Genomic DNA, 25,011 nt, shown 5'->3' with positions numbered 1-25,011 from the left:
ACTTCAGTCGGTATCTGCGCGGTGTCAGTAAGTCATAACGGAATACTGCTCGAGAGGTTGCTGTGATGGCCGTATGGAATAGCTCTGTCAACGCAGGCGTCGTGATATTTGCTTGTTTGGCCGGTGTCGCTGCTGGCCAGTCGCCAGCCGTCGGCCTGCCTGCATTGCGGCAAGTGGTTGCCGCGGTCCCGCTCTACCTGGATGTATCGGCTCCGAGGGATGAGCGGGTGCGGGACTTGATATCGCGGATGACGCTGGAGGAAAAGACCTCGCAATTGGTAAGCGTCGCGCCTGCCATTCCGCGTCTTCAAGTACCGTCTTACAACTATTGGACAGAAGGCTTGCATGGAATCGGTATGGATGGTGTCGCCACGGTCTTTCCGCAGGCGATCGGTTGTGCCGCGAGTTGGAACCCGACGTTGGTACATGGGATGGCCGATACCATCAGCACCGAAGGACGCGCACGGTACCATGAGGCATTGCGCCACGACGTCCATGCGCAGAACGAGGGATTGACCGTTTGGTCGCCGAATATCAACATCTTTCGTGATCCTCGCTGGGGCCGTGGTCAGGAGACTTACGGGGAGGATCCATTTCTTACGAGTCAGATGGGTTTCGCTTTCATCACGGGACTTCAAGGCGACGATCCGCGTTACTTCAAGATGTTGGCTAGCTCTAAGCACTTCGCCGTGCATAGTGGGCCCGAGCCCACTCGTCATGCTATCGATATTCACGTGTCCCGGCATGATTTGGAGGATACCTATCTACCGGCATTTCGTTACACGCTCACTGAAGCGCATGCGGGATCGGTGATGTGTGCCTATAACTCGATCAATGGTGAACCCGCCTGTGCGAATAGCTTTTTGCTGCAGGACTCGTTGCGCAAAAGTTGGGGATTTAAGGGATACGTCGTTTCAGATTGCGGTGCAATCACGGATGTGTACGGCGGACACAAGTATGTGAAGACGCTCGAACAGGCCGCATCGGTTTCACTGCGACGCGGAACGGATCTCGATTGCGATTTCAGTGAGAGTGAGCAGCAAGGCTATCTGGATGCAGTCAAGAGCGGTGCTTTATCGGAGGCGGACGTCGACCATTCGCTGGAGCGCATTTTTTCGGCACGGTTTCGGCTAGGTATGTTCGATCCGCCATCCATGGTGACGTATGCTGGCATTCCTTATAGCGAGAATGACAGTGAACCCCACCGCCAGGAAGCCACGAAGGTCGCGATGCAGAGCATGGTCCTGCTGAAGAACGACGGTACGCTTCCTCTGAGGAAGGGGGTGAAAAAGATCGCCGTGATCGGACCGTTGGGGGATTCGGTCGCTGCACTGTTGGGTAACTATAACGGGCTTCCTTCGCGACAGACCACGGTGGTCGATGGTATTCGCAGGGAGTTTCCGGAAGCGGTGGTGACCTATGTGCCGGGTACGAGCTTGCTTCGCAATCCCTTTATTGTGCCGGAAGTTGCCTTCACGACGAAGGACGGTAGACCAGGGCTTACAGCGGAGTACTTTCGCAATCGGGATCTCTCTGGAGAGCCTGAGACGCTTCGCACGGATGCGCGTATCGCCTTCGGCTTTTTGGCAGATCGTTTGCCGCCCTGGGCGGAGGCGCAGGGTTTTGCGGCTCGTTGGACAGGTAACTTCACCAGCCAGGATACGGGTGACTATCAGTTCGAGTTGAAAGGTGAGGGCGGTGTACGTCTTTGGATCGACGGCATCCAACGTATCGACGACTGGAAGGAGAGTGGCGGAGCGTCACGGCAGCCGCGCACGTTTACGCTGCACATGGTGAAGGGGAAGCCCCATGCCTTCAAACTGGAGTATTTGCGGCTGCAGTCACCGTCGAAGTTGGAGTTTGGCCGACGACTCAGTTCCATGATGCAACTGGTAGGGAAGCGGATGGGGGGCGAAACATTACAGGAAGCAATGGCGGCCGTAAAGTCTGCGGACATTGTGGTTGCCGCTGTTGGGATCACGGCGGAGATCGAAGGCGAGGAGATGAGTAACGAAGGTCTTCCACCCGGCTTTCGCGGAGGCGATCGAACCAGTCTGGACTTGCCGCAGGCGGAGGAGGACTTGATCGAGGCGGCGGGTTCAGCCGGAAAGCCGCTCATCGTGGTCTTGATGAACGGAAGCGCCCTCTCGGTGAATTGGGCATCGCAACATGCGAACGCCATCCTCGAAGCCTGGTATCCGGGTGAAGAGGGCGGAACCGCTATTGCCAGGACACTCTCAGGAGCAAACAACCCGGCGGGACGTCTGCCTGTCACGTTCTACCGAAGTGTTGGCGACCTGCCTCCATTCGAAGACTATGACATGGAGAATCGGACCTACCGGTATTACAAAGGCCCCGTTCTGTATCCATTCGGGTTTGGTTTGAGCTATTCCACGTTCCGGTACTCAGGGATGCGACTTTCGTCGAACGACGTAGAGGCAGGGAAGCCACTTGGCGTGGATGTCAGTGTCGAAAATACCAGCCAGGTGGCGGGAGACGAAGTAGCCGAACTCTATCTGGACTTCCCGAATCAGCCGGGTTCACCGAGGCTTGCGCTGCGTGGTTTTCAGCGGAAGACCCTGGCTCCTGGCGAGAGAACCCAGTTGCACTTTGAGATCTCTCCACGCGATTTGAGCTGGGTTAAGCCCGACGGTAAGCGGATACTTGCCGCTGGTACGTTTCACGTATTTGTAGGAAGCGGCCAGCCTGAAGAGCATACGCCCGGGCTACGCGAGACATTCGCAATTCACGGCACGCTTGAACTGCCGGATTAGAACGTAAAATTGCGAGCATAGGTAGGAACAAAGGTTTCCAAGGAAGGAGTTCGAAACGAATGTTGACAAAGCATAAGCTTGTACCTGGGAGTAAGGGGCTGCTCGTTCCTGCGTTCGAACGAACGCTTCACACGCAGGTTGCCCGTGAGATTGGCCTGCAGATCCTTAAAGGAAAACTGAAGCCTGGCGCCGTCCTACCCAACGAGGCGGACTTTGGGATGCAGCTTGGTGTCAGCAGAACCGCTCTGCGCGAGGCGGTCAAGGTGCTGGCTGCCAAGGGTCTTGTCGAGGTGCGCCGCAAGACCGGCACCCGTGTTCGGCCTCAGCACGATTGGAATGCACTTGACCCTGATGTACTCAACTGGCTCTTTTCCGGCAAGGGGTTTGCGGTAGGTATTCCGGACTTGTTGGAGCTAAGACTCATCATCGAACCCGCGGGGGCCAGGCTGGCGGCGGAGCGGGCCACTCAGGAAAATCTGGTAGAGATCGAATCGGCTTTGCAGGGAATGGAGGCGGCCTTAGAGGACTCGGCGTCTTCAGTGGAGTCTGACCTGAAGTTTCATCTTGCGATCCTTGAGGCCACTCATAACACCTTCATGCGTCCTTTCGGAGCTTTGATCCAAGAAGCACTTCGCGCTAGCTTCAAACTGACCAACCGCGACCGGATGGCCTTTGAAAAGTCTCTGCGCCGACATCGTGATGTGTTCGAGGCTATACGCGATGGCAATCCGAATGCGGCTGAAGTTGCCATGCAGATTGTGCTAAACCGTACTTCGGAGGATATCGAGAGGTCGCTTCCAAAGAAGATGGTCAAGAAATCGAACAAGCGGACGGCTGCAACGGGTGTCCGTCAGTAGCGATCACCCAAGGAGGGGATGTGGGCGGCAGGTTAGCGGGCAAATTAGTCGTGATGACAGCGGCAGGACAAGGGATCGGACGTGCATGTGCGCTGCGTTTTGCAGCGGAGGGTGCGACAGTTTGGGCGACGGACGTAAACAGCGCAGCGTTGGAGCAACTCAGCGCGGAGCATCCAACGATTAGAAACCGAACGTTAAATGTGCGAGATGGCGAGGCTATCTCGGCATTGGCCGAAGAACTGGGCCCGGTGGATGTCCTGTTTAATTGCGTCGGGTACGTTCATCAGGGAGACATCTTCGCTTGTACGCAGCAGGATTGGGAGCTTTCGTTTGACCTCAACGTTACATCGATGTACAGGACATGCCGTGCGTTTTTACCGGCCATGGTCGCAGCAGGAACTGGGAACATCCTCAATATGTCATCTGTCGCATCCAGCATCAAGGGCGCACCGAACCGGTTTGTGTATGGGACAACGAAAGCGGCGGTCATCGGCCTGACAAAGTCAATTGCAGCCGACTTCGTGGGTAAGGGAATTCGTTGCAACGCAATCTGTCCTGGAACGATTGAGACGCCGTCGCTGCATGACCGTATGGCGGCACAGGGCGACATGGAGAAGGCGCGTGTGGCGTTTCTTGCGCGACAACCCATGGGGCGGCTTGGACGGGCTGAGGAGATTGCGGACTTAGCGCTCTATCTCGCATCGGATGAGTCCTCCTTCACGACGGGACAGACACACATCATTGATGGCGGATGGGCTATCTAAACAGGATCTTACAGGAGGCACATGAAGCTCGTTCGATATGGAAACCCGGGAGACGAGAAGCCCGGTCTGCTGGCGGAAGATGGAACTTTGCGCGATTTGTCGGCAGTGGTCGACGATATCAATGGTGGCACGCTCTCTGCATCCGTTCTGGAGCACATCCGGCAACTCGACTTGCGGCTTTTGCCGAAGGTGGCGGGTGCACCGCGTTTTGGCCCCTGCGTCGCGGGAGTAGGCAAGTTCCTTTGCATTGGCCTCAATTACTCCGATCATGCCGCCGAGTCTGGGATGGTGGTGCCGGCTGAACCAGTGGTTTTCATGAAGGCCACCTCGGCGATCATGGGTGCGAACGACGATGTGGTCATCCCACGAGGGTCCGAAAAGACAGACTGGGAGGTCGAACTTGGCGTCGTCATTGGCAAGGTTGCCAAGTATGTCAGTGAGGAAGAGGCTCTGAGCTATGTGGCAGGGTACTGCGTGGTGAACGATCTCTCTGAGCGAGCGTTCCAGATTGAAGGGACAGGCCAATGGACCAAGGGCAAGAGCGCCGATACCTTTGGACCGATCGGGCCATGGCTGGTGACAGCAGACGAGGTCCCCGATCCTCAGAACCTGACACTATGGCTTGAAGTGAATGGACACGAGTATCAGCGCGGATCAACGAAGACTATGGTCTTCGGCGTCGCCCATCTCGTAAGTTATCTCAGCCGGTTCATGAGTCTTCAGCCGGGCGACGTCATCTCCACGGGAACCCCACCGGGCGTTGGTCTTGGACAAAAGCCACCGAAGTATCTTCGCGCCGGTGATTCGATTCGCCTTGGCATCGATGGCTTAGGGATCCAAACGCAAAGAGTTGTTGCCGAAAGCCAGTCAACGTTCTAACAAGGAAAGTGTGCGATGCAACGATACGCAAATTATCCAAGCCTCGAGGGGCGCTCTGTATTGATCACAGGAGGGGGCTCGGGAATTGGTGCAGCAATGGTTGAGCAGTTTGCGATGCAGGGCGCGCGGGTGGCTTTTCTGGACGTGGCTGAGCAGGTCTCCAGGCAGTTAGTGGAAGACTTGGCGACCCGCTGTGCGTATCCTCCGCTTTTCCTATGTTGCGACCTCACGGACATCGTGGCTTTGCGCGCCGCGGTTCTTGCGGTGACGCGCTCTTGCGGCCCTCCGACGGTCCTGGTGAACAATGCTGGTAGTGACGACCGGCATACATTTGAGGAGGTGACGCCGGAGTATTGGGACCAACGGATCGCGGTGAATTTAAAGCACCAGTTTTTTGCGGCACAGGCCGTGGCACCAGGCATGAAAGCTGCGGGCGGGGGGGCCATCATCAATATGAGTTCCATTGCCTGGATGATTCCGTCTGCCAGTCTCTCGGTCTATACGACGGCAAAGGCAGCAATCGTCGGGATGACGCGCTCACTCGCCCACGATTTGGGTGAAGACCGCATTCGGGTCAACTGCGTTCTGCCCGGTGCCATTCTCACAGAACGGCAGCGTCGCCTATGGATGTCTCCGGACTACGAGCGGGAAATACTGAGTCGTCAGTGCCTCAAACGGCATATTCTTCCTGAAGAAGTCGCGAGGCTGGTGCTCTTTTTGGCGGCCGATGACAGCGAAGCGATGACGAACCAGAATTACATTATCGATGGTGGGTGGATCTAGACTAAAGCTGGCCCCAGGATTCAATGGGATTCGCGAGGAACCTTATTTCCGCGACAGCCCACCAGGAAGTCCAGGTCGGCTCCTTCGCAGGCCTGCATCACGTGTTGAATGTACATCTGCTGATAGCCACCTTGCATCGCGGGCAATGGCGAAACCCACTCCTCACGCCGACGGGCGAGTTCATCGTCCGAAACGTCAAGGTGCAGCCGGCGCTTCTTGACATCGACTTCAATCATGTCTCCATCCCGTACCAACGCCAACGGACCGCCCAAAGCTGCCTCCGGACACACATGAAGAATTACGGTTCCGTATGCTGTGCCGCTCATGCGCGCATCTGAGATGCGCACCATGTCCTTGATGCCGCGAGCGAGCAGTTTGGGGGGCAGACCCATGTTGCCAACCTCAGGCATGCCTGGGTAGCCTTTGGGGCCGCAGTTTTGGAGAACGAGCACTGAATTCTCGTCGACTTCTAGTTGTGGGTCCATGATTCGTTCGTGATAGTGTTCCACGGAACTGAATACAACCGCAGGTCCACGGTGTTGCATGAGTTCGGCAGAGGCGGCGGATGGCTTCAGCACTGCGCCATCGGGGGCCAGATTGCCACGAAGCACCGCCACGCCGCCTTGCTTGACGAGGGGATTGTCGAAGGTGCGGATGACTTCCTGATTCCAGTTTGGAGCATCTTTGCAGTTCTCGATAATCGGCTTTCCCGTGACCGTCAAAGCATCCGCATGAAGCAATTGGTGCTCGGCCAGTGAGCGAACCACGGCGGGCAAGCCACCTGCATAGTAAAAGTCCTCCATGAGAAAGCGGCCTGATGGCATCAAGTCGACAAGGGTAGGGGTGTCCCGTCCGATACGGTCCCAGTCATCGAGTGTAAGTGGCACTCCGACACGTCCTGCAATGGCAAGAAGATGAATGACGGCATTCGTGGAGCCTCCGAGAGCACCGTTGATGCGAATTGCATTTTCAAAGGCTGCTCGCTTGAGGATCTGTGAGGGGGTGAGATTCTCATGCACCATTTCCACGATGCGGCGTCCAGATAGATGAGCCAGGACGGATCGGCGTGAGTCAACAGCGGGAATGGCCGCATTGTGTGGGAGCGTCATGCCCAAAGCTTCTGCCATGCCTGCCATGGTGGAAGCTGTACCCATCGTCATGCAATGTCCGGCGGAACGCGACATGCAGGATTCAGCCTCGGCGAATTCTTGTTGAGACATTTTTCCTGCTTTTACGTCCTCGCTGAATCTCCATAGATCCGTCCCGGAGCCGATGTCTTTTCCATGGAACTTTCCGTTGAGCATTGGGCCGCCGGAGACCACGATGGCTGGAAGATCGCAGCTCGCCGCGCCCATCAGCAGAGCCGGTGTGGTCTTGTCGCAGCCGCACATCAACACCACGCCATCGACGGGATTGGCGCGCAGGCTCTCTTCTACATCCATGCTCACAAGGTTGCGGTAGAGCATGGCTGTGGGACGTAGATTGGTTTCACCGGTGGACATGACCGGAAACTCTAGGGGTAGCCCGCCCATCTCCCAGATGCCTCGCTTCACCCGTTCCGCAAGTGCCCGCAGATGTGCATTGCAGGGAGTCAACTCCGACCAGGTATTGCAAATGCCGATCACGGGGCGACCGTCGAAGACGTCGGGTGGAAATCCTTGGTTCTTCATCCAGCTTCTATGAATGAAACCATCCTTGTCGCTTCGTCCGAACCACGCTGCTGACCGAAACTGCCTCTTTTCCTGTGTCATCCCGTTTTCCTGTCGTCATGCTTCGCTTGCTGGGCCATTGTGTCGAACCGGCAATTCATTCAAAGTAGCGTGTGTTCCCTGCGACATCAAAGTATACATATTACTTATTATCCAAGCCGCAAGGAAGATCTTTGGGTGCGCGTCTGTCAAAGTTTGCTTTCCAATTCAATCCGACTTCATCCCACGGGCATTTATCAAGACGCGTCTCACTTTCTTGGGCGACATCGCAAGCACTCTTGCGACGCGGCTTATCTTGCGTCCCTCTCGTTCCCAGACCTTGGGAATTACCAATTCGGCGAACTCGTTTGAAACCTGCTGAAAGCTCTTGTCCCCTATGATCCCTTCCGACCATGAGCGCAGCATCTCATCGATCCCCGAGGCTTGAAGGATCTTCGACTTTAGCGTGCCAAGCTGCTTGGAAAGATGATCCATGTCGTCCTTCGAAAGCAGATCCGTTGCCATCCCGGCAAAGTGCTTCGCAGCCTGCCAGTCGCGGAAGAATGCGTTGGCCGCCACGGCACCGCTGACAACATACGCTCCTGCCAGCAATCGGCTGTTTTGGGTCAACCGGGCCAACGATACCGCCTCTTCGCTATATGCGCGTGCAAGCTGTGCGTTTTCCGCAGTTTCTTCGGATTCACCCAGTTGTTCCTCGGCACGGTCGTTTTGAATTGTTGCCTGTAGTGTCTTCGCGCGTGCCATCAGGATGTTGTCCTGCTTCTCTCTTCCCAGCTCAAAGGCCTTTCCCGCCTCCTGTGCCGCCCGCTCGATATCTCCAGTATCAAGGTGCAGATAGCCGGTATTTACCAGCACGGACCCTATACCAGTCTGGTGTTGAGTTCGGAGGTAGATATCTCCCGCCTGGCGCAGCAACTCGAGTGCATCCTGGCAAATTTGCAGGAAGCGAGTGTGGTCGCATCCTTTTGCTCGTCCGAGACTTGACTTGCTGGGCAGTTCGAGTGCGATGAGTCGCTTCACATAGGCGGCATTCACGAGAGCGCGTGCTAAGTTTGGATGCTGCGGAAACTGTTCTCCATAGATATGGATCGCTCTTTCGAAGTGTTGCAACGCTTTGGCGTATTCTCCTCCTCGACGGATGAATCGACCTCGGGCGGATTCGATGTTGCCTAAAGACAAGACATGTCCAGTGGTACTGAGTTCGGCTTGAGCTTCATCGAGCAGTCGCATCGCCTCCTTCCTTTGGCCCCGCTGGAAGAGCAGCCAGCTTTCATGAATATTGGTCACGGCTACCAGCCGCGGCGCTTCCATGTCGATAGAGATTGCCTTCGCCTTCTGGATGTGAAGGAGTGCAGTTTCGTATTGCCCACGTTGGCGATGGGCGCGGCATTTCCAGAAGTGCGCCACGACGAGCAGGTGTGGTTCTAGAATTCCTGGACCCTCACGGAGAACAAGATCGAATATCTCGCAGGCTTTGACCGAGTCCTCGTGGAGAAACGCAATGTATGCCTCTACCATGCGAAGGCAGAGGTGGTCGCCGACTCGCATGCGGCTGCGGGGAAAGTTGGTAAACGGCTCAGCCAATCGGCAGAGGAAGTCGATATTTCTGTACCCTAGATCGGTCCACTGGGCGACGCAGAGCAGCCATGCTCCGGAGTGCTCGTCCAAGGGTTGGAGCGGGCAAAACTGTTGTGCTTCGCGATCAAGCAAGGCGAAACCCAATCGCACCTCCCTCCGGATGAGGGCTGCGTTGAGTGCGCGGAGGAGAGAGATTGAAGTCTGCATGGAATCCCGGATACGGAGTCTTGAAAGGTTGTCATGAGTTGTGGGGCTCGATCACAGAGAAAACGATTCTAGATTAGATCATAGATATGATGTTATTCTCCTTGACGCACCGAAGGAGTTGGATTTGACGCTATTCAATCGAGGAATGCGAAGGCCCGTTTTCACGTTGACGTTCGCTCTTGCTCTTGGCGTGATCCGTACGATGGCTGCGGCTCCTGCCGCGCCAGTCGTCGCCGCTCGGGTCCCCCCGGGCAAAAGCGGTGCAGCTCTTGACCGCATTGTGAGCGGATTGATCGCACGGATGACACTGGACGAGAAGATCCTGCAGTTGCTAGAGAATCCTCCGAATGGTGTTCCTAGACTGGGAATCCCGGATCTGCGCTGGGGTGAGGTGTTGCATGGGGTCGTGAGTGATGGCGCGACCGCCTTTCCGCAGGCGATCGCAATGGGTTCGACATGGGATCCTGCGCTGCTCCGCGAGATGGGCGATGCTGTGGCAAGGGAGGCGAGAGCCCTCGGCGTCCATCAGGGTTATGCGCCGATGCTTGGGCTGGCGAGGGATCCGCGCTGGGGGCGTGTGGAAGAATCTTATGGAGAGGACCCCTACCTGGTCACCCAGTTGGGGGTGGCGTACATCGAAGGCCTGCAAGGAACGGGTGCGACTCGCTTGGACGTCAATCACATCCTCGCCACACCGAAGCATTTTGTCGCGGACGGTGAGCCCTGGGCCGGTGCCAACGGTGAAGACTTCGAGACGTCCGAACGTACGCTCCGTGAGGTGTATTTCCCTCCCTTCGAGGCTGCTGTTATGGTTGCGCACGCGGAGTCGCTTATGCCTGCGCATCACGCCATCAATGGAGTGCCCAGTCATGCGAGTGCATGGTTGCTCCGGGATGTGCTGCGCAAAGAATGGGGCTTCGAGGGGTTCACCGTGTCGGATATGGGAGACATTCCCAAGCTATATGACGGGCATGGCTATGCCCGTTCGTTTTCAGATGCAGCGGCAAGAGCCCTGAATGCAGGAGTGGATCAGGAGTTGGAGGGGGGCCCGGTCTCGGAGCATGTCTATGCCAAGTACTTCGGCAAGGCCCTCAAGGATGGCACCGTCTCCATTGGTGCCATCAACGCCGCGGCCTCCCGTGTGCTGCATGCAAAGATCCGGTTGCTCGGACTTGCGAAGCCGTTTGAGAGTCCGTCTATGGATTCGGCCGAGGATGCTGCTCTGAAGCACAGAGGCTATGACGATGTCTTTGCGCAGATGGTGGCGGAGGGGAAGGAGACGACACGGATTGATGGCCGCCAGCCAGGCTATGAAGCGATCCTGAACGACCCGGCGCATGACAAGCTAGCCCTCCGCGTCGCCCAGGAGGCGTTGGTGTTGCTCAAGAACCAAGACGGCATCCTTCCGCTCGACAAGACGAAGACGAAACATGTGCTGGTTGTAGGGCCGCTTGGGGAAGCGGTCAATCTCGGAGGTTACTCGACTGGCAAACCTAAGTTCTACGTCAATGCTGTTGCGGGCATTCAGGCTGAGTTGGGTGCGGACGCTTCCGTGACGTTCTTGCCTGGATGCACGCTCACCGGAGGAACACAGGAGCAGATGCAAGCTGCGGTCGCCGCTGCCCGGAACGCGGATGTCGTCGTTGCCGTGGTCGGCCATACACGCGCTCAGTTGGGCGAAAACCATGACCGCGACAGTCTTGAACTTCCAGGACGTCAGGAGGAACTGGTGGAGGCCCTTCAGGCGACGGGAAAGCCATTGGTCGTGGTGTTAAATAATGGTGCTCCGTTTGCCCTACCTTGGATCCATGAGCATGTCCCTGCGGTCATTGAAAGCTGGTACCTTGGCCAGAGCTATGGCACGGCGCTTGCGCAGGTGTTGTTTGGCGACGTCAATCCAAGCGGAAAGCTCAATGTGTCGTTTCCGGTGAGCCTGGGGCAGAGTCCTTCCTACTACAACCATCCCGTTCTTACTGGGCCGATCCTCTACGATCCTGCCAAGCAGGACTTTCCGTATCCGTTCGGCAATTCGAATGTATTGTGGCCCTTTGGGCACGGCTTGAGCTACACCACCTTCCGATACGACAAGGTCACCACGAGCGCTTCCTCTATCAAGAAAGGAGAAGTCTCTTACGTTGAGGTGAGCATTACAAATACCGGAACTCGCAGTGGAGATGAGGTCGTACAGATGTACGTCCATCAGGACTACACCTCTTTAAAGGAGCCAGTTGAGATGCTCAAGGGTTTCGCACGGGTCACTGTTCGCCCCGGTGAGAGCCGGACTGTGCGTTTCCCCATCGGCTTCGAGCAGGTGAAGTTCTGGAAGGAGGGACACTGGCAGATGGAGGCGGGAAAACTGAACATCATGATCGGTTCATCCGCACAGGACATACGGCTTAGGCAGACTCTGTTGCTGCGATAAATGATTTGGATGGACGCTCCACAATCGGCTCGGTGTCACAGTCTGGAAAAGTGTTCGATGAGAGAGGAGTGCAGGGATGAATCGAAGGGACTTTACGGTCTGCGGTCTGGGGGCGAGCATCCATCAAGCAGTATCGTGGAGACTCTATGGGCGGACTTTACAGACTGCGGCGAGTATGCAGCTTGCCGCACAGAGCGTGGACCCTTATTCTCTGGTCGATCCTGAACTGTTGGCGGCAGTGAAGGGGCAGCCGCAGGGAATCTTGAACGACGAAATTGTCGCGAATGCGCAAAAGCAGATCCCACAGATTAGCGCGGTGTTGCCGTCCGTACCAGGTGTGAAGATCTCGAGGCGGTCGATTCCAGGTCCAGCCGGTATACCCGATGTGTCGATCGTTATTGCGGACACGGCCCCGGAACAGAAGAACAAGCCTGTGCTCCTGCACATGCATGGTGGAGGTTATGTGGTCGGAGCTGCTGTGGCGTTCCTCCCGGGCGTGCTTCTCTACGCGAAGCCCACGGGATGCGTTGTGGTATCAGTGGACTACCGTCTGGCTCCTCAGACGAGATTCCCCGGATCACTGAACGATAACTATGCGGCGCTGTCCTGGGTTTACCACCACGCCGAAGAAATGGGAGCGGATCGCAAGCGTATTGCGATCGCCGGTGAAAGTGCAGGCGGCGGGCATGCCGCTGCGCTGGCGATCCACGCGCGCGACCGTGCCGAGGTGCCGATCATTTTTCAGTTGCTGATTTATCCCATGCTGGACGATAGGACCGGATCGACCCGCGGGGTACCACCGCACATCGGGCAGATTGGATGGAGTGCGGCTGGCAACCGGTATGGATGGGCCGCTCTATTGGGCTCTCCTGCGGGCTCGGAGAAGCTTCCGTACGGCGCGGTGCCAGCGCGCGTTGAGGACCTGAGGGGACTCCCGCCGGCGTTCATCGGAGTCGGCGCCATCGATCTCTTTGTCGACGAAGATGTGGACTATGCCCGAAGGCTAATCGACGCTGCCGTGCCGACCGAGTTGCTGGTTGTGCCGGGGGCCTATCACGCCTTCGACCTATCGGTGCCCGATGCGCAAGTCTCCAGGTCGTTCCGTACGTCGATTACGGCTGCATTGCGGCGCGCTTTTAAGGTGTGAGGTCTGAAGCGCGAACAGATGACTTGACCAGCGAGGCGTGGCGTTCACTATCCTGCGCTCGTCTATACGAGCGCAGGGATATGGGATTGGGAGGCAATATCCTGGGCAGGATCCGACGCATTCTGTGCCATCGCAAATTGTGCCAGCGACAGTCTTGCTGGTGAACAGGAGATATAGTCCACATCGGCCGACACAAAGAATGCGATGGAAGCCGGGTCGCCGGCATGTTCGCCACATACACCGATCTTGATGCCGGGTTTAGCCGCACGCAACTTCTTCACCGCCATCTGGATGAGCCCACCCACGCCGACCCGGTCAATGGTGAGAAAAGGATCGTCTGACAATATCCCTTTCTCAAGGTAGACATCGAGGAAGCGCCGTGAGTCGTCGCGCGAAAAGCCGAAGGTCATCTGGGTCAGATCATTCGTGCCGAATGACACGAAGTCGACATACGGTGCAAACGTCTCTGCGCAAATGGCCGCGCGCGGCAGCTCAATCATGGCACCCAGCGAGTACTCCAATCGATGCCCGGTATTCTTGAATAGACTCTCTGCAGTCTTGTCAATCAAGTCTCGTAGGAAGGCGATCTCCTCGGCACATGCAACCAGCGGCAACATAATTTCCGGATGCGTGGTGCAGCCTTCCTTGCTGATAGCGAGCACGGCCTGCAAAAGGGCAGTTACCTGCATCACAAGGATTTCTGGGAAGGTGACGGAGAGCCGGCAACCGCGGTGCCCCATCATTGGATTCGACTCCGTCAACTCCGCTACTCGCTCCTGCATCGTTTCCAGGGTCGCGGCAGCTTCATCGTCACGCCGTGCGATGGCGCTGGCGAGATCCTGCGCCACGTCCTTTGCCGCTGGTAGAAACTCATGCAGAGGTGGATCCAGCAGTCGAATCGTCACAGGAAGACCGTGCATTGCGCGGTATATCCGTTCAAAGTCTGCTTGCTGCATGGGTAGCAACTGCTCGAGCGCGCACTCGCGCTCTGCCGTGTTTTTGGCCAGGATCATTGTCCGCATATGATGCAACCGGTCTGGGGCGAAGAACATATGTTCCGTGCGACACAGGCCGATGCCGGACGCGCCAGCCTGAAACGCCGCACAAGCGTCATCCGGTGTGTCTGCATTGGCTCGCACTGAGCCAGCACTCAACTCAAGGGCCCATGTGCGAAGTGTCTTGAGATGTGAGGTGTCGGCCTGGGAGGCAAGCAACGGCAATCGTCCCGCATAGACTTTTCCCGTTGCTCCATCCAAGGTAAGCCAGTCGCCCTCAGCGAAGCTGCACGGTCCGATGTGCAGCGTCCCCTTGCTCGCATCGACACGGACGTCCTTCGCCCCGGTAATGCAACACTTGCCCATGCCTCGGGCCACAACCGCTGCATGGCTTGTCGCACCCCCATGTGCGGTGAGGAACCCAACCGACGCCGCCATGCCGTGGATGTCCTCGGCTGTAGTTTCCTGAGAGACGAGGATGATCGGATCGCCTAAGCTGGCTGCGGCAGCAACGGCAGCGTCTGCCGAGAGTGCGATGCGTCCCGCTGCAGCTCCAGGAGAAGCGGGGAGCCCCTGGGCCACACAATGATGCTGGCCTCCTGATGTATCGAGCTGCGGGCAGAGAATTTCGTTGATACGGGAGGTATCGATGCGCTTGATCGCATCAAGTCTTGAGATGAGACCCTCCTCTGCCATCTCAACGGCAATCCGGACGGCGGCCATCGTGGTGCGTTTGGCGCTGCGCGTCTGCAAGAGATACAGCTTTGCGCGCTCTACAGTGAATTCGAAGTCCTGCGCGTCACCGTAGTGCCGTTCCAGTCTCGCTGTGATAGTCCGAAGCTCCCGGTAGACGTCCGGCATGATGCGATCGAGCTCGGCAATCGAAATCGGTGTGCGAACCCCGGCGACAATATCCTCCCCTTGCGCGTCGGCGAGGAACTCGCCAAACATTGCCGCCTCTCCGGTGGAGGGATTGCGTGTGAAGCCCACTCCAGTTCCCGAAGTTGCGCCGCTGTTGCCGAACGCCATCGCCTGGATGGTGACGGCGGTTCCGGAGTCGTCGGCTATATGGTTCAGTCGGCGATAGTAGCGGGCTCGCTCGTTCTGCCAGGAAGAAAATACCGCCTTGATCGCCATGTCTAACTGCGTTTCTGGATCCGCTGGAAAGGCAATTTCGCTCGATTTCAAAATAATCCCCTCGAACTCGAAAGCAAGCGCTTTCAAGTCCGTGGCGGAGAGTTCGGATTCAGAGACGACGTGCGCAGCCCGGAGTATGCTTTGCAAGGCCGAGTCGAAGAGCTTCTTCGGCACGCTTAGAACCACGCTGCCGAACATCTGCAGCAGGCGCCTGTAAGAATCGAATGCAAATCGGGGCGTCCCGCTCACCATCGCGAGGCCATCCAGCGTGTCACGGTTCAGGCCCACGTTGAGGATGGTGTCCATCATCCCGGGCATGGATACGGCAGCGCCAGAACGCACGCTTACGAGTAAAGGATTCAGCGCGTTGTTGAAACCCTTCTGATGTTCCCGTTCCAGCCACTGCATGGCGTCCTTCAGCTCATGCCTGAGCGATGGAGGTGCTTCGCCATACTTCATGTAGTAGCGGCATGCGGCTGTCGTGATCGTAAAGCCCGGGGGGACAGGAACACCCATTCCTGCCATCTCAGCGAGGGCCGCTCCTTTTCCACCTAGCTCTGCCTTCATGCTGCCGTTGCCGTCCTGAACGTTCAAGCCAAATCGGTAGATATACTGCGCGTGCGGTGCTTTTCCCATGTACCCCCCCCATTTACTTATGCGCCTCTGGTCTTTAACTATGGCGATGACCGTAACCTAACCGGGCGGCGTGGGGATGCGCAATAAAGGTAGGATGAATCGGACTACTGTCCGTTTGGTCCTACCCTTACGATGAAGTCAACACGTGGAACTCCATTTCTTGAAAGGGACTACGCCATCATGTACATTGGACTGGCCAAACAGATCGATACATATGATGAAAAGAACTGATCAAGTAGCCCGTTGCGATACCTGTCATTTGGGGACCTATGTTGTTCTTCTGGGGTGGAGGGTGGCATGAGTCTGGTTCGATGTGTGGGGGCGACACGAAACCTCGTTGGCGAATGCCCCATCTGGGAGGCGGAGCGCCAGCAACTTTATTGGACAGATATCAACGGGATGGGCGTATGTCGTCTCGACCTTCGCAGCGGAAGAGTCGATACATGGAAGTTCCCCGCGCCGGTCAGCGCTCTTGTGCGCACATCGAATTCGGGATGGCTGCTGGTCGCGACGGGGCTACAGCTTCTCTTGTGGGATGTAGAGACCGACAAGAGAGCACCGTTCCTAGAGGTAGAGGACGCTAAACTCGGCAATCGGCTCAATGAGGGGGCAGCGGATCCCGACGGCAACTTTTGGGTCGGCACAATGCGCAATAATGTCGCCCCCGATGGCTCCGGAATCGATGTCGACTGGGAGAAACCGGAAAATCGAAGTGGTTCGCTCTACCGGGTGTCTCCCGCCGGGACTTTGACTCGCGTCAGTTCTGGCTGGGCCATCCCGAACACGATGCTCTGGAGTCCGGACCGCAAGACTATGTATACCGGCGACTCCATCGACAATGTTCTTTACGCGTACGACTACCGGGGTGGTTCTGTCTTTAGCCGGCGTGTCTTCACTCAGGGTTTCGGTCGGGGTATACCGGACGGGTCGGCGATGGATGAGGAGGGCTGCGTTTGGAATTGCCGCTACTTCGGGAACTGCTTGGTGCGCTTCGATCCCGCGGGCACTGTAGATCGGGTGATCGAGATGCCGGTAAGCAACATCACCAGTTGCGCCTTTGGCGGAGACGACTTGCGTACCCTCTTCGTCACGACCGCCTCGCTAGGGAGCCGTGATGTATCGCTTGCAGGAGCTCTCTTTGCGCTTGACCCGGGTGTCCGTGGCATCTCCGATAACCTCTTCCGCACCGGCTGACGAGGTTGCTTCATCTGCTCGAGTGAACACGAACAATGTGACTGTACTTCGGTGAAACATATGATGTATACCTTTTTGAACAGAAAAGCCAGCTTGCGGCCGCTGTTCTCCGAGAGGATTGATCATGACACCAAGTAATTTCGTTCGAGTTCGTCAGGGCATATTAAGCAACCAACGCATTCTCGCAAAAAACCTCGCATTGCTCGCAGCATTCTTATGCGCAAGCCTCCCCGTGAGGCTTTCAAGTCAGGAAGCCCATGCTCCTGCGTCGGAGCCACAGAAAGTGCTCTCGATTGTTCCGTCGGAGACGAATGTCCTGATGGCTGCAGATGCTGGTCTGAAGGGGCATCTCAAAGTGCAATGGCCGGATCAGGCTGCTCGCTTTTGGGTGTGGAACTGGACCAGTAACGATGATTCGATGACATGGAAGGTGCGGGTTCCAGAGACGGGAAACTACTCGTTGACACTTCTCACAGAGAATTGCGGGCAGGTCCTTATTGATTGCAAGCTACCGTCTCCGGGACCGGTGAAGGTGGAGCTTGCCAGCAAGCTCGGCAAGCTTACGTACACGATTGGCTACCGCAAGGCCTCGGCGACTAATCTATGGATGCGGAACGAAGTCCCCGGCACATTGCGACTTCCTGCCGGTGAGAGTGAGATCACCCTGCGCGCACTGGAGCCCGCTGGACACGCATTCAACCTGTCTCTGTTTTCCATGGAGCTCGTAAAACCCGCCGTGTCCAGCGCTTTGTCAGTTGAGGGCGCTACGCTCCGTGCGTCCACGAAGTGGATGGTCAACGCCAAATACGGACTCATGTTCACCTGGACGGCTGCCTCCTTTCCGCGCACCGGCCCGAAGAAGTCCTACGAGGAAGCCACACGCGACTTCGACGTAAATGCCTTTGCAGACATGGTTGCCAATACTGGCGCAGGTTTCATCGTCTTCGCCACCAGTTGGTCGACTTACTATTTCCCCGCGCCCATCAAATCATGGGAGCGCGTCGCTCCCGGACACACCACCCAACGCGACCTCATCGCCGAACTTGCCGACGCTCTCACCAAACGCCACATCAAGCTTATGCTCTACTACCACGCAGGACGCAGCGAAGATAATTGGTGGAGCGGCACCCATGCACGCTCGATGGACAAAGACGCCTACTTCAAGGAATGGGAAGAGCAGATCCGGGAGATCGGCCTTCGGTATGGAGAGAAGCTTGCCGGCTGGTGGTTCGACGATGGAACAACCTTCTATTACACGCTCCAGGCTCCTTGGAAGGCTATGACGGAGGCGGCGAAGGCGGGCTTTCCCGGACGGGTCGTTGGTTACAACTCCTGGATTCTGCCAAAGGCCACCGATCTTCAGGACTACGCCTGCGGTGAAGGAGATTTCCCCGACCGGCTCACATCAGAAAATGATGCGGAACTGCCGGTCGGAGGCTCAGGCATCTTTCTGAGTGGACCGCAAAAGGGTCTGCAGGCAACCATGACCCTGACCAATGAGGGAGGAGACTGGGGTCACATTAAGCAAGACGCAGACATTCCTGCGCCTCGCTATTCAAGTGCCCAGGCCATCGACTACATCCGACAGGCAACCGCACGTAAGACAGTCCCCGTCATCAATCTTGAGGTCTATCAGGACGGCAGCGCGTCGCAGCAAACCATCGACGAGTTCAAGGCAATCAAGGCTGCCATCCAGGTACCCGTTCAGTAGGTCAATCTGTATTTCAGTCAACCGGGATGAGGAGGGGTTTCGTGATCGAGACCTTTCCCTCCAGTTGCGGTTCTATAGAGGAGCGGCTCACGCGTATCGTGAACGTTCCGGCATCGATGTGCCAAGCCTTCGACGCGACGTCGTACCAGGCAAAGGAACGGGGATCCAGCGCAAGCGTCACATGCTTTGTCTCGTCCGGTGCAAGTGCGACACGTGCAAAACCCTTCAGCTCCTGAGGTGGGCGTGGGACGGTCGGTAGGTCCTCCGAAACATAGATTTGGGCGACATCGGCACCTTCGCGTTTACCGGTGTTCGTGACGTCGAATCCCACGGTGTATCGTCCATACTTTGCATCGGGGTCTTGATGGATCTCGAGCTTCGAATATTGGAACCTGGTGTAAGACAGTCCAAATCCGAAGGGGAAGAGTGGCTGTGTGTGGTTGTGTTCATAGCCGCGATAGCCGACGAAGATGTCGTCCCCGTAAAAGATACGGTCAGTGCCTGGTGACGTGTAGTAGTAATTCGCCGAGGGATTGTCCTTCAGGCTGCGCTCCCAGGAGATCGGCAAGCGTCCGGATGGGTTGGCATCGCCAAACAGAATTCTACCGAGCGCGATGCCCCCCTCCTGTCCTGGATACCAGATGTCGAGGAGCGCCGGCACCCGATCCAGCCAGGGCTTCGTATCCACACTTCCACCCGCGTTCAGAACCACAACAGTATGCGGATTGACAGCCGCTATTTGCTCGATAAGTTCTTTCTGTCCGGGTAGGAGTTGGAACTCACGATCTGCTCCTTCGCCTTCGGTCTCTATGTCGAACCCGACCGAGAGCACCACGACATCCGCTCGCTTGGCCAACTCCAGGGCCGCAGGATGCACCACTGCGTCCGCCTTCACAATACCAAGCCGTGTGATGGCGTTGCCGAACTTCGGCACGCCCAGATCCTCAAGCACGACCTTATGAACGCCGGCATCAAGCTGCGTTCTCACTTGCTCCACCATGGGAGCATTGATCTCCGCATGATCGATCAACGTCTTGCCATCGACCAGTAAGCGATATTTACCGGGGTGTTCCACAAATGCGATGTGTTCGCCGCTGTTCTTCGCTGTATAGAAGCCTGTCCATCGCACGTATTGTATCGGGGCATGCAGTGTCTCTTCGATCGACTTACGCATGGTCTCTTTCATGCTAGCGCCCCCTATGCTCAGACCGATATTGGGTTCGTCTGATGTGCTTGCAGGCAATTGCGCATAGGGGCCACCATTGATCGAGGTTTCATGCCGTGTCGCGCTTGGCTTGCCTCTAAAGTCCGGAGTCGAGAACGTCTCTGCCAGCACTCCCTGCGTTGTTCCATGAACCGTCTCGGTCAATCCGGTCTCCTGTGCCAACACGTCGAGCTTGTCGATCCCCTGTGCATACGTCACATTGCCACCAACGCCGAGATAGTCGCTGATCCCCTTAAATGGCCCAGTCATAAAGAAGGGAGGCACCATCCCGCTTCCGCCACCGGTTGCATAACCTGGATTGGCATTGGGCCCGATGACGGCGATCCGATTGACGCGCGTCCGATCCAGTGGAAGAAGACCACCCTCATTCTTCAGTAGCGTCGCACTTTCAAGTGCTCCCTGCAACGCGACCTCACGGCCCTGCTGATTGTAGCGGGGGACGTCGGCATCCAATGGATCGTGGCTGATCCAGCCGGGGCCTTGGACCGTCGGGGTAATCCAGCCGAACCGCGCTGCCACGCGCAACAACCGCCTCACCTTGTCGTCGATCGCCGACTCCTTCACTCTGCCACTCTTCACAGCGGGTAGAAGCGTCTCCGGATTGAAGTAGAGCGGTGCCGGCATCTCCAGATCGAGGCCTCCCGTGGCTGCAGCGGCACCGTCATGAGTTGCAATCCAGTCCGACATGATCAGGCCATCGAAGTGCCATTGCTCCTTTGTGACCTCGCGATTCATGTGTGCATTTTCCGTCATCCACGTTCCGTTCACGCGGTTATACGAGTCCATAATGGCTGCAGCGTGTCCCTCTTTCACGGCCGCTTCAAATGCCGGCAGGTAGATTTCTCGTAACGCACGCTCGCTCACCACGGTGTCCGACGTAAAGCGCGCAAACTCCGAGTTGTTACCCAGGAAATGCTTGATTGTCGCAGCGACATTCTGCGACTGCAGACCGTAGACGTAGTGGACAGCTATCTGTCCGGCGAGGAAAGGATCTTCCCCGAAGTACTCGTGGTTGCGCCCGTTCATGGGGGCGCGATAGATATTCATTCCCGGACCCAATAGGAAGGCTGCTCCTCGTGAACGGGAGTCCCGCCCAATCTGAGTCCCGATATGGTTTGCCAAGTCGCGATCCCATGTGGCTGCAAGTGCGATGCCCGCCGCGTAAGCAGTCGAGGGCGAAGGGTCATGTGCGCCAATTGGCCCGTCGCCCATTCGAAACGCGGGGATGCCCAATCGAGGAAGTGCGGTCGATCCGAGCACACTCCCGCCGGAGATCAGCGATATCTTCTCCTCCAAAGTCATGGCGGCTATCGACTGGTCGATTCTTGCTTCGATAGAGGAGGCAGCTTCCGTTCTGGTCTGCCCGAGAGCCGCATGGTTGATCGCGATGCTCAATAGAAGTAGTACCCCCGCGGCGATACCACGCGATCGGCAGGCTTTCGGTAGCTCGTTGGGCGAGAGATATTGAGCGAAGTTGTGGGCGTGGCTGAGCATGGATGCCTCCAGGTGGCACATTCTAAGCAATTCGTATGATGATTGGCTAGTTTGATAGCACCATTTTCGGTTGAATGCTCGCCGTTGCCTGCGTTTGCTGGATTTCACTTTCTGGACCATTGAAATTGGGTCTGCTGCGTTGACCAGATTTCTACATCGCGGCGCCAGACTCGGTCCTTATTCTGGAGAACGCAGGCCGGGGAGGGGGCGGCGCGTGTTCAACCGTAGTGGGGAGCAAGAACCGTGCACGCAGGGAAGCGTGCGTGCACGATGCGGCCAGGTCTTGATAGCACTGTTTGCAATCCATCCCATTTGCATCATGTTGCTTTTCTTCTTACAGGGGTTGACGCAAAGCTTGGATGATTAGGTATGATGATTGCACGATTGAGGGGAGCGCCACTCACATACTCCTTCGCCTATAACTGATCATGTTTCCGCGACCGGTTGATGAGTTGAGGCACTCTGAATGCGATTGAGCAGTCACGGTTAGTCTGATTGTGCGCATGGAGCGCGATCAAATTTTTGGTTAGGGAGTTGCTCTGATGCTCCGATCGTATTTCCCCGTCCACGTCGAGCGACTTTTTCCTCGACTCATCGCCATTCAGTTCGTGCTCGCTATTCAGTTGAGTAGCTTTGCGCGTATAGATGCCCAGCAGTCCGCTTATTCCAAAACCGCGACGATGGTGACGGTTTCGGTGAACGGTGACACCATAGAGATCTCCCCTTTAGAAGAGGGCGTCATTCGGGTGAGAATCTCTAAGGTCGGCGCACCGCCGGAGCCGGGAGGTCCGGGTGAAATGCTACTCCTCCAGAATCTTCCTGCACCACGCTTTGAGGTGAAGCAAACTCCTGAGGCGATTGTTGTGACTGCGGGCAACCTCGCGGCAAGGGTCAACCGACATAGCGGAAAGCTTAGTTTTACCGACTCTCATGGCAAACTGCTTCTCACTGAGGAGGACAACGGTCGCAAACTGCCGGATTCTCATCCCGGGGAGGAACTTCCCACATTGCAGGAGAGCTTCGTATCCGCGAAAGACGAGTCCCTCTTCGGTGGCGGCCAGTTTCAGGATGGCTTCCTCGATGTGCGCGACCTTCCGCGGAGGCTTACCCAGGTCAATACCCAGATCTCCATCCCCTTCCTGCTGTCCAACAAGGGCTATGGCCTACTCTGGCATAACTACGGAAGGACGGATCTGAATCCAGCGGATACCGCGATCCACCTGATGCCGGCTGGAACATCGAGCTACACGATCAACCAGTCGCTCGCAGGCAATAGCACTGGACCGGATGTGCGGAAGTCTGCGTCGTTCAGGGGCGATTTTGAAATCCCAGTCGCCGGCGCACAGGCCATGATGCTGGACTCGGGCTGGAAGATGGAACGACGTTATAAGGTGGAGATCGACGGCAAGCCCGTGATGGACTTCGCCAACTTCTGGCTACCTCCGACAACGAGCTGGTTCAGTACGCTCGCAGCGGGCAAACATTCCATTCGGTTGGAAGGTGATATCGACGATCAGCCGACGGTCTTTTTCCGACCTGCGGCTGACCGGACGACTTGGCGATCTTTCTCTGGTCATACAATCGACTACGTCGTATTTGCAGGTCCTTCGGCCGATGACGTCATCCGGCGCTATCGCGATGTCACGGGTTCCGCTCCATTGATGCCAAAGTGGGCGTACGGATTTATTCAGTCCCGAGCTCGCTATTCTTCTCAGAAAGAGCTTCAGCAAAATCTCGAGACCTTCAGAGAAAAGCAGCTTCCACTCGACCTCATCGTTCAGGACTGGATGTACTGGGGCAAGTACGGCTGGAACGCGATGAAGTTCGACGAGAACGACTATCCTGATCCTGCCGGAATGGTGAACTCGGTGCACGATCTGCATGCACACATCATGATCTCCGTCTGGTCCAGGATCGCTGCGGAGACCGAGATCGGCAAGGAGTTTCAGTCGCGTGGCTTCTACGTGCCTGGCACGGACTGGGTCGATTTCTTCAATCCGGAAGCCCGTGCTCTCTACTGGAAAGACTTCAGCACGCATATGGTGCCGTTTGGCTTCGATGCGTGGTGGCTCGACGCGACCGAACCCGAGAACGATGACATTCACGGAAGAAAGGTCTTCACCGGTGCCGGAGACGACGTGCGCCTTCTTTATCCACTTTTGGTCAATAGAACCGTGTACGAAGGACTGCGCAAGGATGTTCCCGGCAAGCGCGTCATGCTGCTCACACGCAACGCCTTCCTGGGGCAGCAACGCTATGCATCCGCGGTTTGGTCGGGCGATGTCGGCAATGATTGGGAAACTCTGCGTCGTGAGATCGTTGCTGGGCTTGGTTACTCCGCCTCGGGGCTCCCTTACTGGACAAGTGACACAGGAGGCTTTTTCCGGTCGGGTACAACCCAGTTTAGCGATCCCGCTTACCAAGAGCGATTGATGCGGTGGTTGGAATTCTCCGCCTTTACGCCATTGATGCGCGTCCATGGTTGGCTCACACCCACCGAGCTATGGCTGTATGGATCCAAGGTCGAGACGGTTGGGCGAAAGTATCTTGAACTGCGTTCGCGCATGATCCCCTATATCTACTCCGAGGCTGCGCAGGTTACGTCACACGGTTCAACGCTTCTGCGTCCGCTGGTGATGGACTTCCCCTCCGACCCAAAAGCTCTGCAACAGAAATACGAGTTCATGTTTGGCAAAGACCTTCTGGTTGCTCCTGTTACTGATGCCTCGGTGACGAGCGCGCGTGTCTACTTGCCTTCAGCCGTTGGCGGTTGGTACAACTTCTGGACGGAGAAGCACTTGCCCGGTGCGCAGGTGATTGCTTCCTCTGCGCCCGTCGATATCATCCCTCTCTTCGTGCGGGCAGGGTCGATTCTTCCTCTTGGTCCTGTCAGTCAGTATTCAGAACAGCATAGCGACGGTCCTATAGAGTTGGTGGTCTACCCCGGACAAGATGGGAGCTTCACTCTCTACGATGATGAGGGGAGCAACTATGATTACGAGACCGGTCAGTCCAGCAAGATCGTTGTTCGTTGGGATGATAAGGCCCGCGAACTTCATATCGGCGCGCGCTTAGGCAGCTTCCGGGGAATGCTCCGCGAGCGCAGTTTCGTCGTGCGTATGGTGGGCGGCAACCACGCGTCGCATGAAGTTCGCTACGGCGGAGATGCCATTAGGATTCCCTTGGACTGATTCATGATGTCTACGATTGACACTAACGGATCTTCCAGGGGAAGAAGGGAACACTGACCTCCTGACTGGATTCAGATTGTCATTGTTACCGAACCTGACGGTACCGGAGCGTTGCGTCACTCCACCGGTAGGGCGTAGAGCGTTGGAGCTCGAGTCTTTGAAACGTAATGAGTCAGGTTGCAAAGATTGATTTGCGAGGGTTTAGAGCGGGATCACGTAATCCACAGTTTTTGGGTTGCGTTGTTTTTGTGATGGGGTTAGTCTTGGGAAGTCGCACATGACTGACGGGCCGGTTACTGAGGTGCTTG

Annotated in this window: 14 protein-coding genes; 10 read left to right on the top strand and 4 right to left on the bottom strand. The window is 56.7% G+C overall.

From position 1 onward, the window contains the following. The first annotated feature begins 65 nt into the window (after window positions 1–65). The 5 genes from BM400_RS17930 to BM400_RS17910 are packed head-to-tail and all read left to right on the top strand — an operon-like array spanning window position 66 to window position 6,057. On the top strand, window positions 66–2,774 hold the full coding sequence (locus BM400_RS17930) for a glycoside hydrolase family 3 protein (protein ID WP_089842214.1): 2,709 nt from the start codon (window positions 66–68) through the stop codon (window positions 2,772–2,774). Window positions 2,775–2,833: 59 nt separating this feature from the next. Beyond that, a complete protein-coding gene (locus tag BM400_RS17925) occupies window positions 2,834–3,631 on the top strand; it encodes a FadR/GntR family transcriptional regulator (RefSeq protein ID WP_089842211.1) in 798 nt (265 codons plus the stop codon). A 20-nt stretch (window positions 3,632–3,651) separates the two neighbouring features. Continuing rightward, the gene (locus BM400_RS17920; protein ID WP_089842208.1) at window positions 3,652–4,395 is read left to right on the top strand and encodes an SDR family oxidoreductase; all 744 of its coding nucleotides are present in this window, start codon (window positions 3,652–3,654) and stop codon (window positions 4,393–4,395) included. 21 nt (window positions 4,396–4,416) lie between these two features. Next, window positions 4,417–5,274 (top strand): fumarylacetoacetate hydrolase family protein, encoded by an 858-nt coding sequence (locus BM400_RS17915; protein WP_089842205.1) that lies wholly within the window; start codon window positions 4,417–4,419, stop codon window positions 5,272–5,274. Window positions 5,275–5,289: 15 nt separating this feature from the next. Continuing rightward, window positions 5,290–6,057, top strand: a complete 768-nt coding sequence (locus BM400_RS17910; protein ID WP_089842203.1) for an SDR family NAD(P)-dependent oxidoreductase — start codon at window positions 5,290–5,292, stop codon at window positions 6,055–6,057. Between the two features lie 20 nt (window positions 6,058–6,077). Here the strand turns inward: BM400_RS17910 and araD are convergent, their stop codons facing one another. Together araD and BM400_RS17900 are read right to left on the bottom strand one after the other, a co-directional pair. Then, window positions 6,078–7,808 (bottom strand): L-arabinonate dehydratase, encoded by a 1,731-nt coding sequence (gene araD, locus BM400_RS17905; RefSeq protein ID WP_089842200.1) that lies wholly within the window; start codon window positions 7,806–7,808, stop codon window positions 6,078–6,080. 165 nt (window positions 7,809–7,973) lie between these two features. Continuing rightward, window positions 7,974–9,488 (bottom strand): tetratricopeptide repeat protein, encoded by a 1,515-nt coding sequence (locus BM400_RS17900; RefSeq protein ID WP_141224000.1) that lies wholly within the window; start codon window positions 9,486–9,488, stop codon window positions 7,974–7,976. A gap of 103 nt (window positions 9,489–9,591) precedes the next feature. On the opposite strand from BM400_RS17900, the gene BM400_RS17895 reads away from it, so the two are divergent. Together BM400_RS17895 and BM400_RS17890 are read left to right on the top strand one after the other, a co-directional pair. Then, window positions 9,592–11,973 (top strand): glycoside hydrolase family 3 N-terminal domain-containing protein, encoded by a 2,382-nt coding sequence (locus tag BM400_RS17895; RefSeq protein WP_141223999.1) that lies wholly within the window; start codon window positions 9,592–9,594, stop codon window positions 11,971–11,973. Window positions 11,974–12,148: 175 nt separating this feature from the next. Next, window positions 12,149–13,120: an alpha/beta hydrolase gene (locus tag BM400_RS17890; protein ID WP_217644130.1), complete on the top strand. Its 972-nt coding sequence runs from the start codon at window positions 12,149–12,151 to the stop codon at window positions 13,118–13,120. Between the two features lie 62 nt (window positions 13,121–13,182). On the opposite strand, the gene ppdK is transcribed toward BM400_RS17890, so the two are convergent. Then, window positions 13,183–15,888 (bottom strand): pyruvate, phosphate dikinase, encoded by a 2,706-nt coding sequence (gene ppdK / locus BM400_RS17885; RefSeq protein ID WP_089842165.1) that lies wholly within the window; start codon window positions 15,886–15,888, stop codon window positions 13,183–13,185. A gap of 297 nt (window positions 15,889–16,185) precedes the next feature. On the opposite strand from ppdK, the gene BM400_RS17880 reads away from it, so the two are divergent. Both BM400_RS17880 and BM400_RS17875 read left to right on the top strand, forming a co-directional pair. Then, a complete protein-coding gene (locus tag BM400_RS17880) occupies window positions 16,186–17,082 on the top strand; it encodes an SMP-30/gluconolactonase/LRE family protein (protein ID WP_089842162.1) in 897 nt (298 codons plus the stop codon). A 124-nt stretch (window positions 17,083–17,206) separates the two neighbouring features. Next, window positions 17,207–18,793, top strand: coding sequence for an alpha-L-fucosidase (locus tag BM400_RS17875; RefSeq protein WP_089842160.1), 1,587 nt, complete (start codon window positions 17,207–17,209; stop codon window positions 18,791–18,793). 13 nt (window positions 18,794–18,806) lie between these two features. On the opposite strand, the gene BM400_RS17870 is transcribed toward BM400_RS17875, so the two are convergent. Beyond that, a complete protein-coding gene (locus BM400_RS17870) occupies window positions 18,807–21,512 on the bottom strand; it encodes a beta-glucosidase (RefSeq protein ID WP_175529129.1) in 2,706 nt (901 codons plus the stop codon). Window positions 21,513–22,054: 542 nt separating this feature from the next. Between BM400_RS17870 and BM400_RS17865 the strand changes: the two genes are divergently transcribed. After that, entirely contained in the window at window positions 22,055–24,703 is a 2,649-nt protein-coding gene (locus tag BM400_RS17865; protein WP_089842155.1) for a glycoside hydrolase family 31 protein, read from the top strand. The last annotated feature ends 308 nt before the right edge of the window (window positions 24,704–25,011 follow it).

The organism is Granulicella pectinivorans (genome assembly GCF_900114625.1).
Classification (GTDB): domain Bacteria; phylum Acidobacteriota; class Terriglobia; order Terriglobales; family Acidobacteriaceae; genus Edaphobacter; species Edaphobacter pectinivorans.
This window is presented reverse-complemented; position numbering and strand designations above follow the sequence as displayed.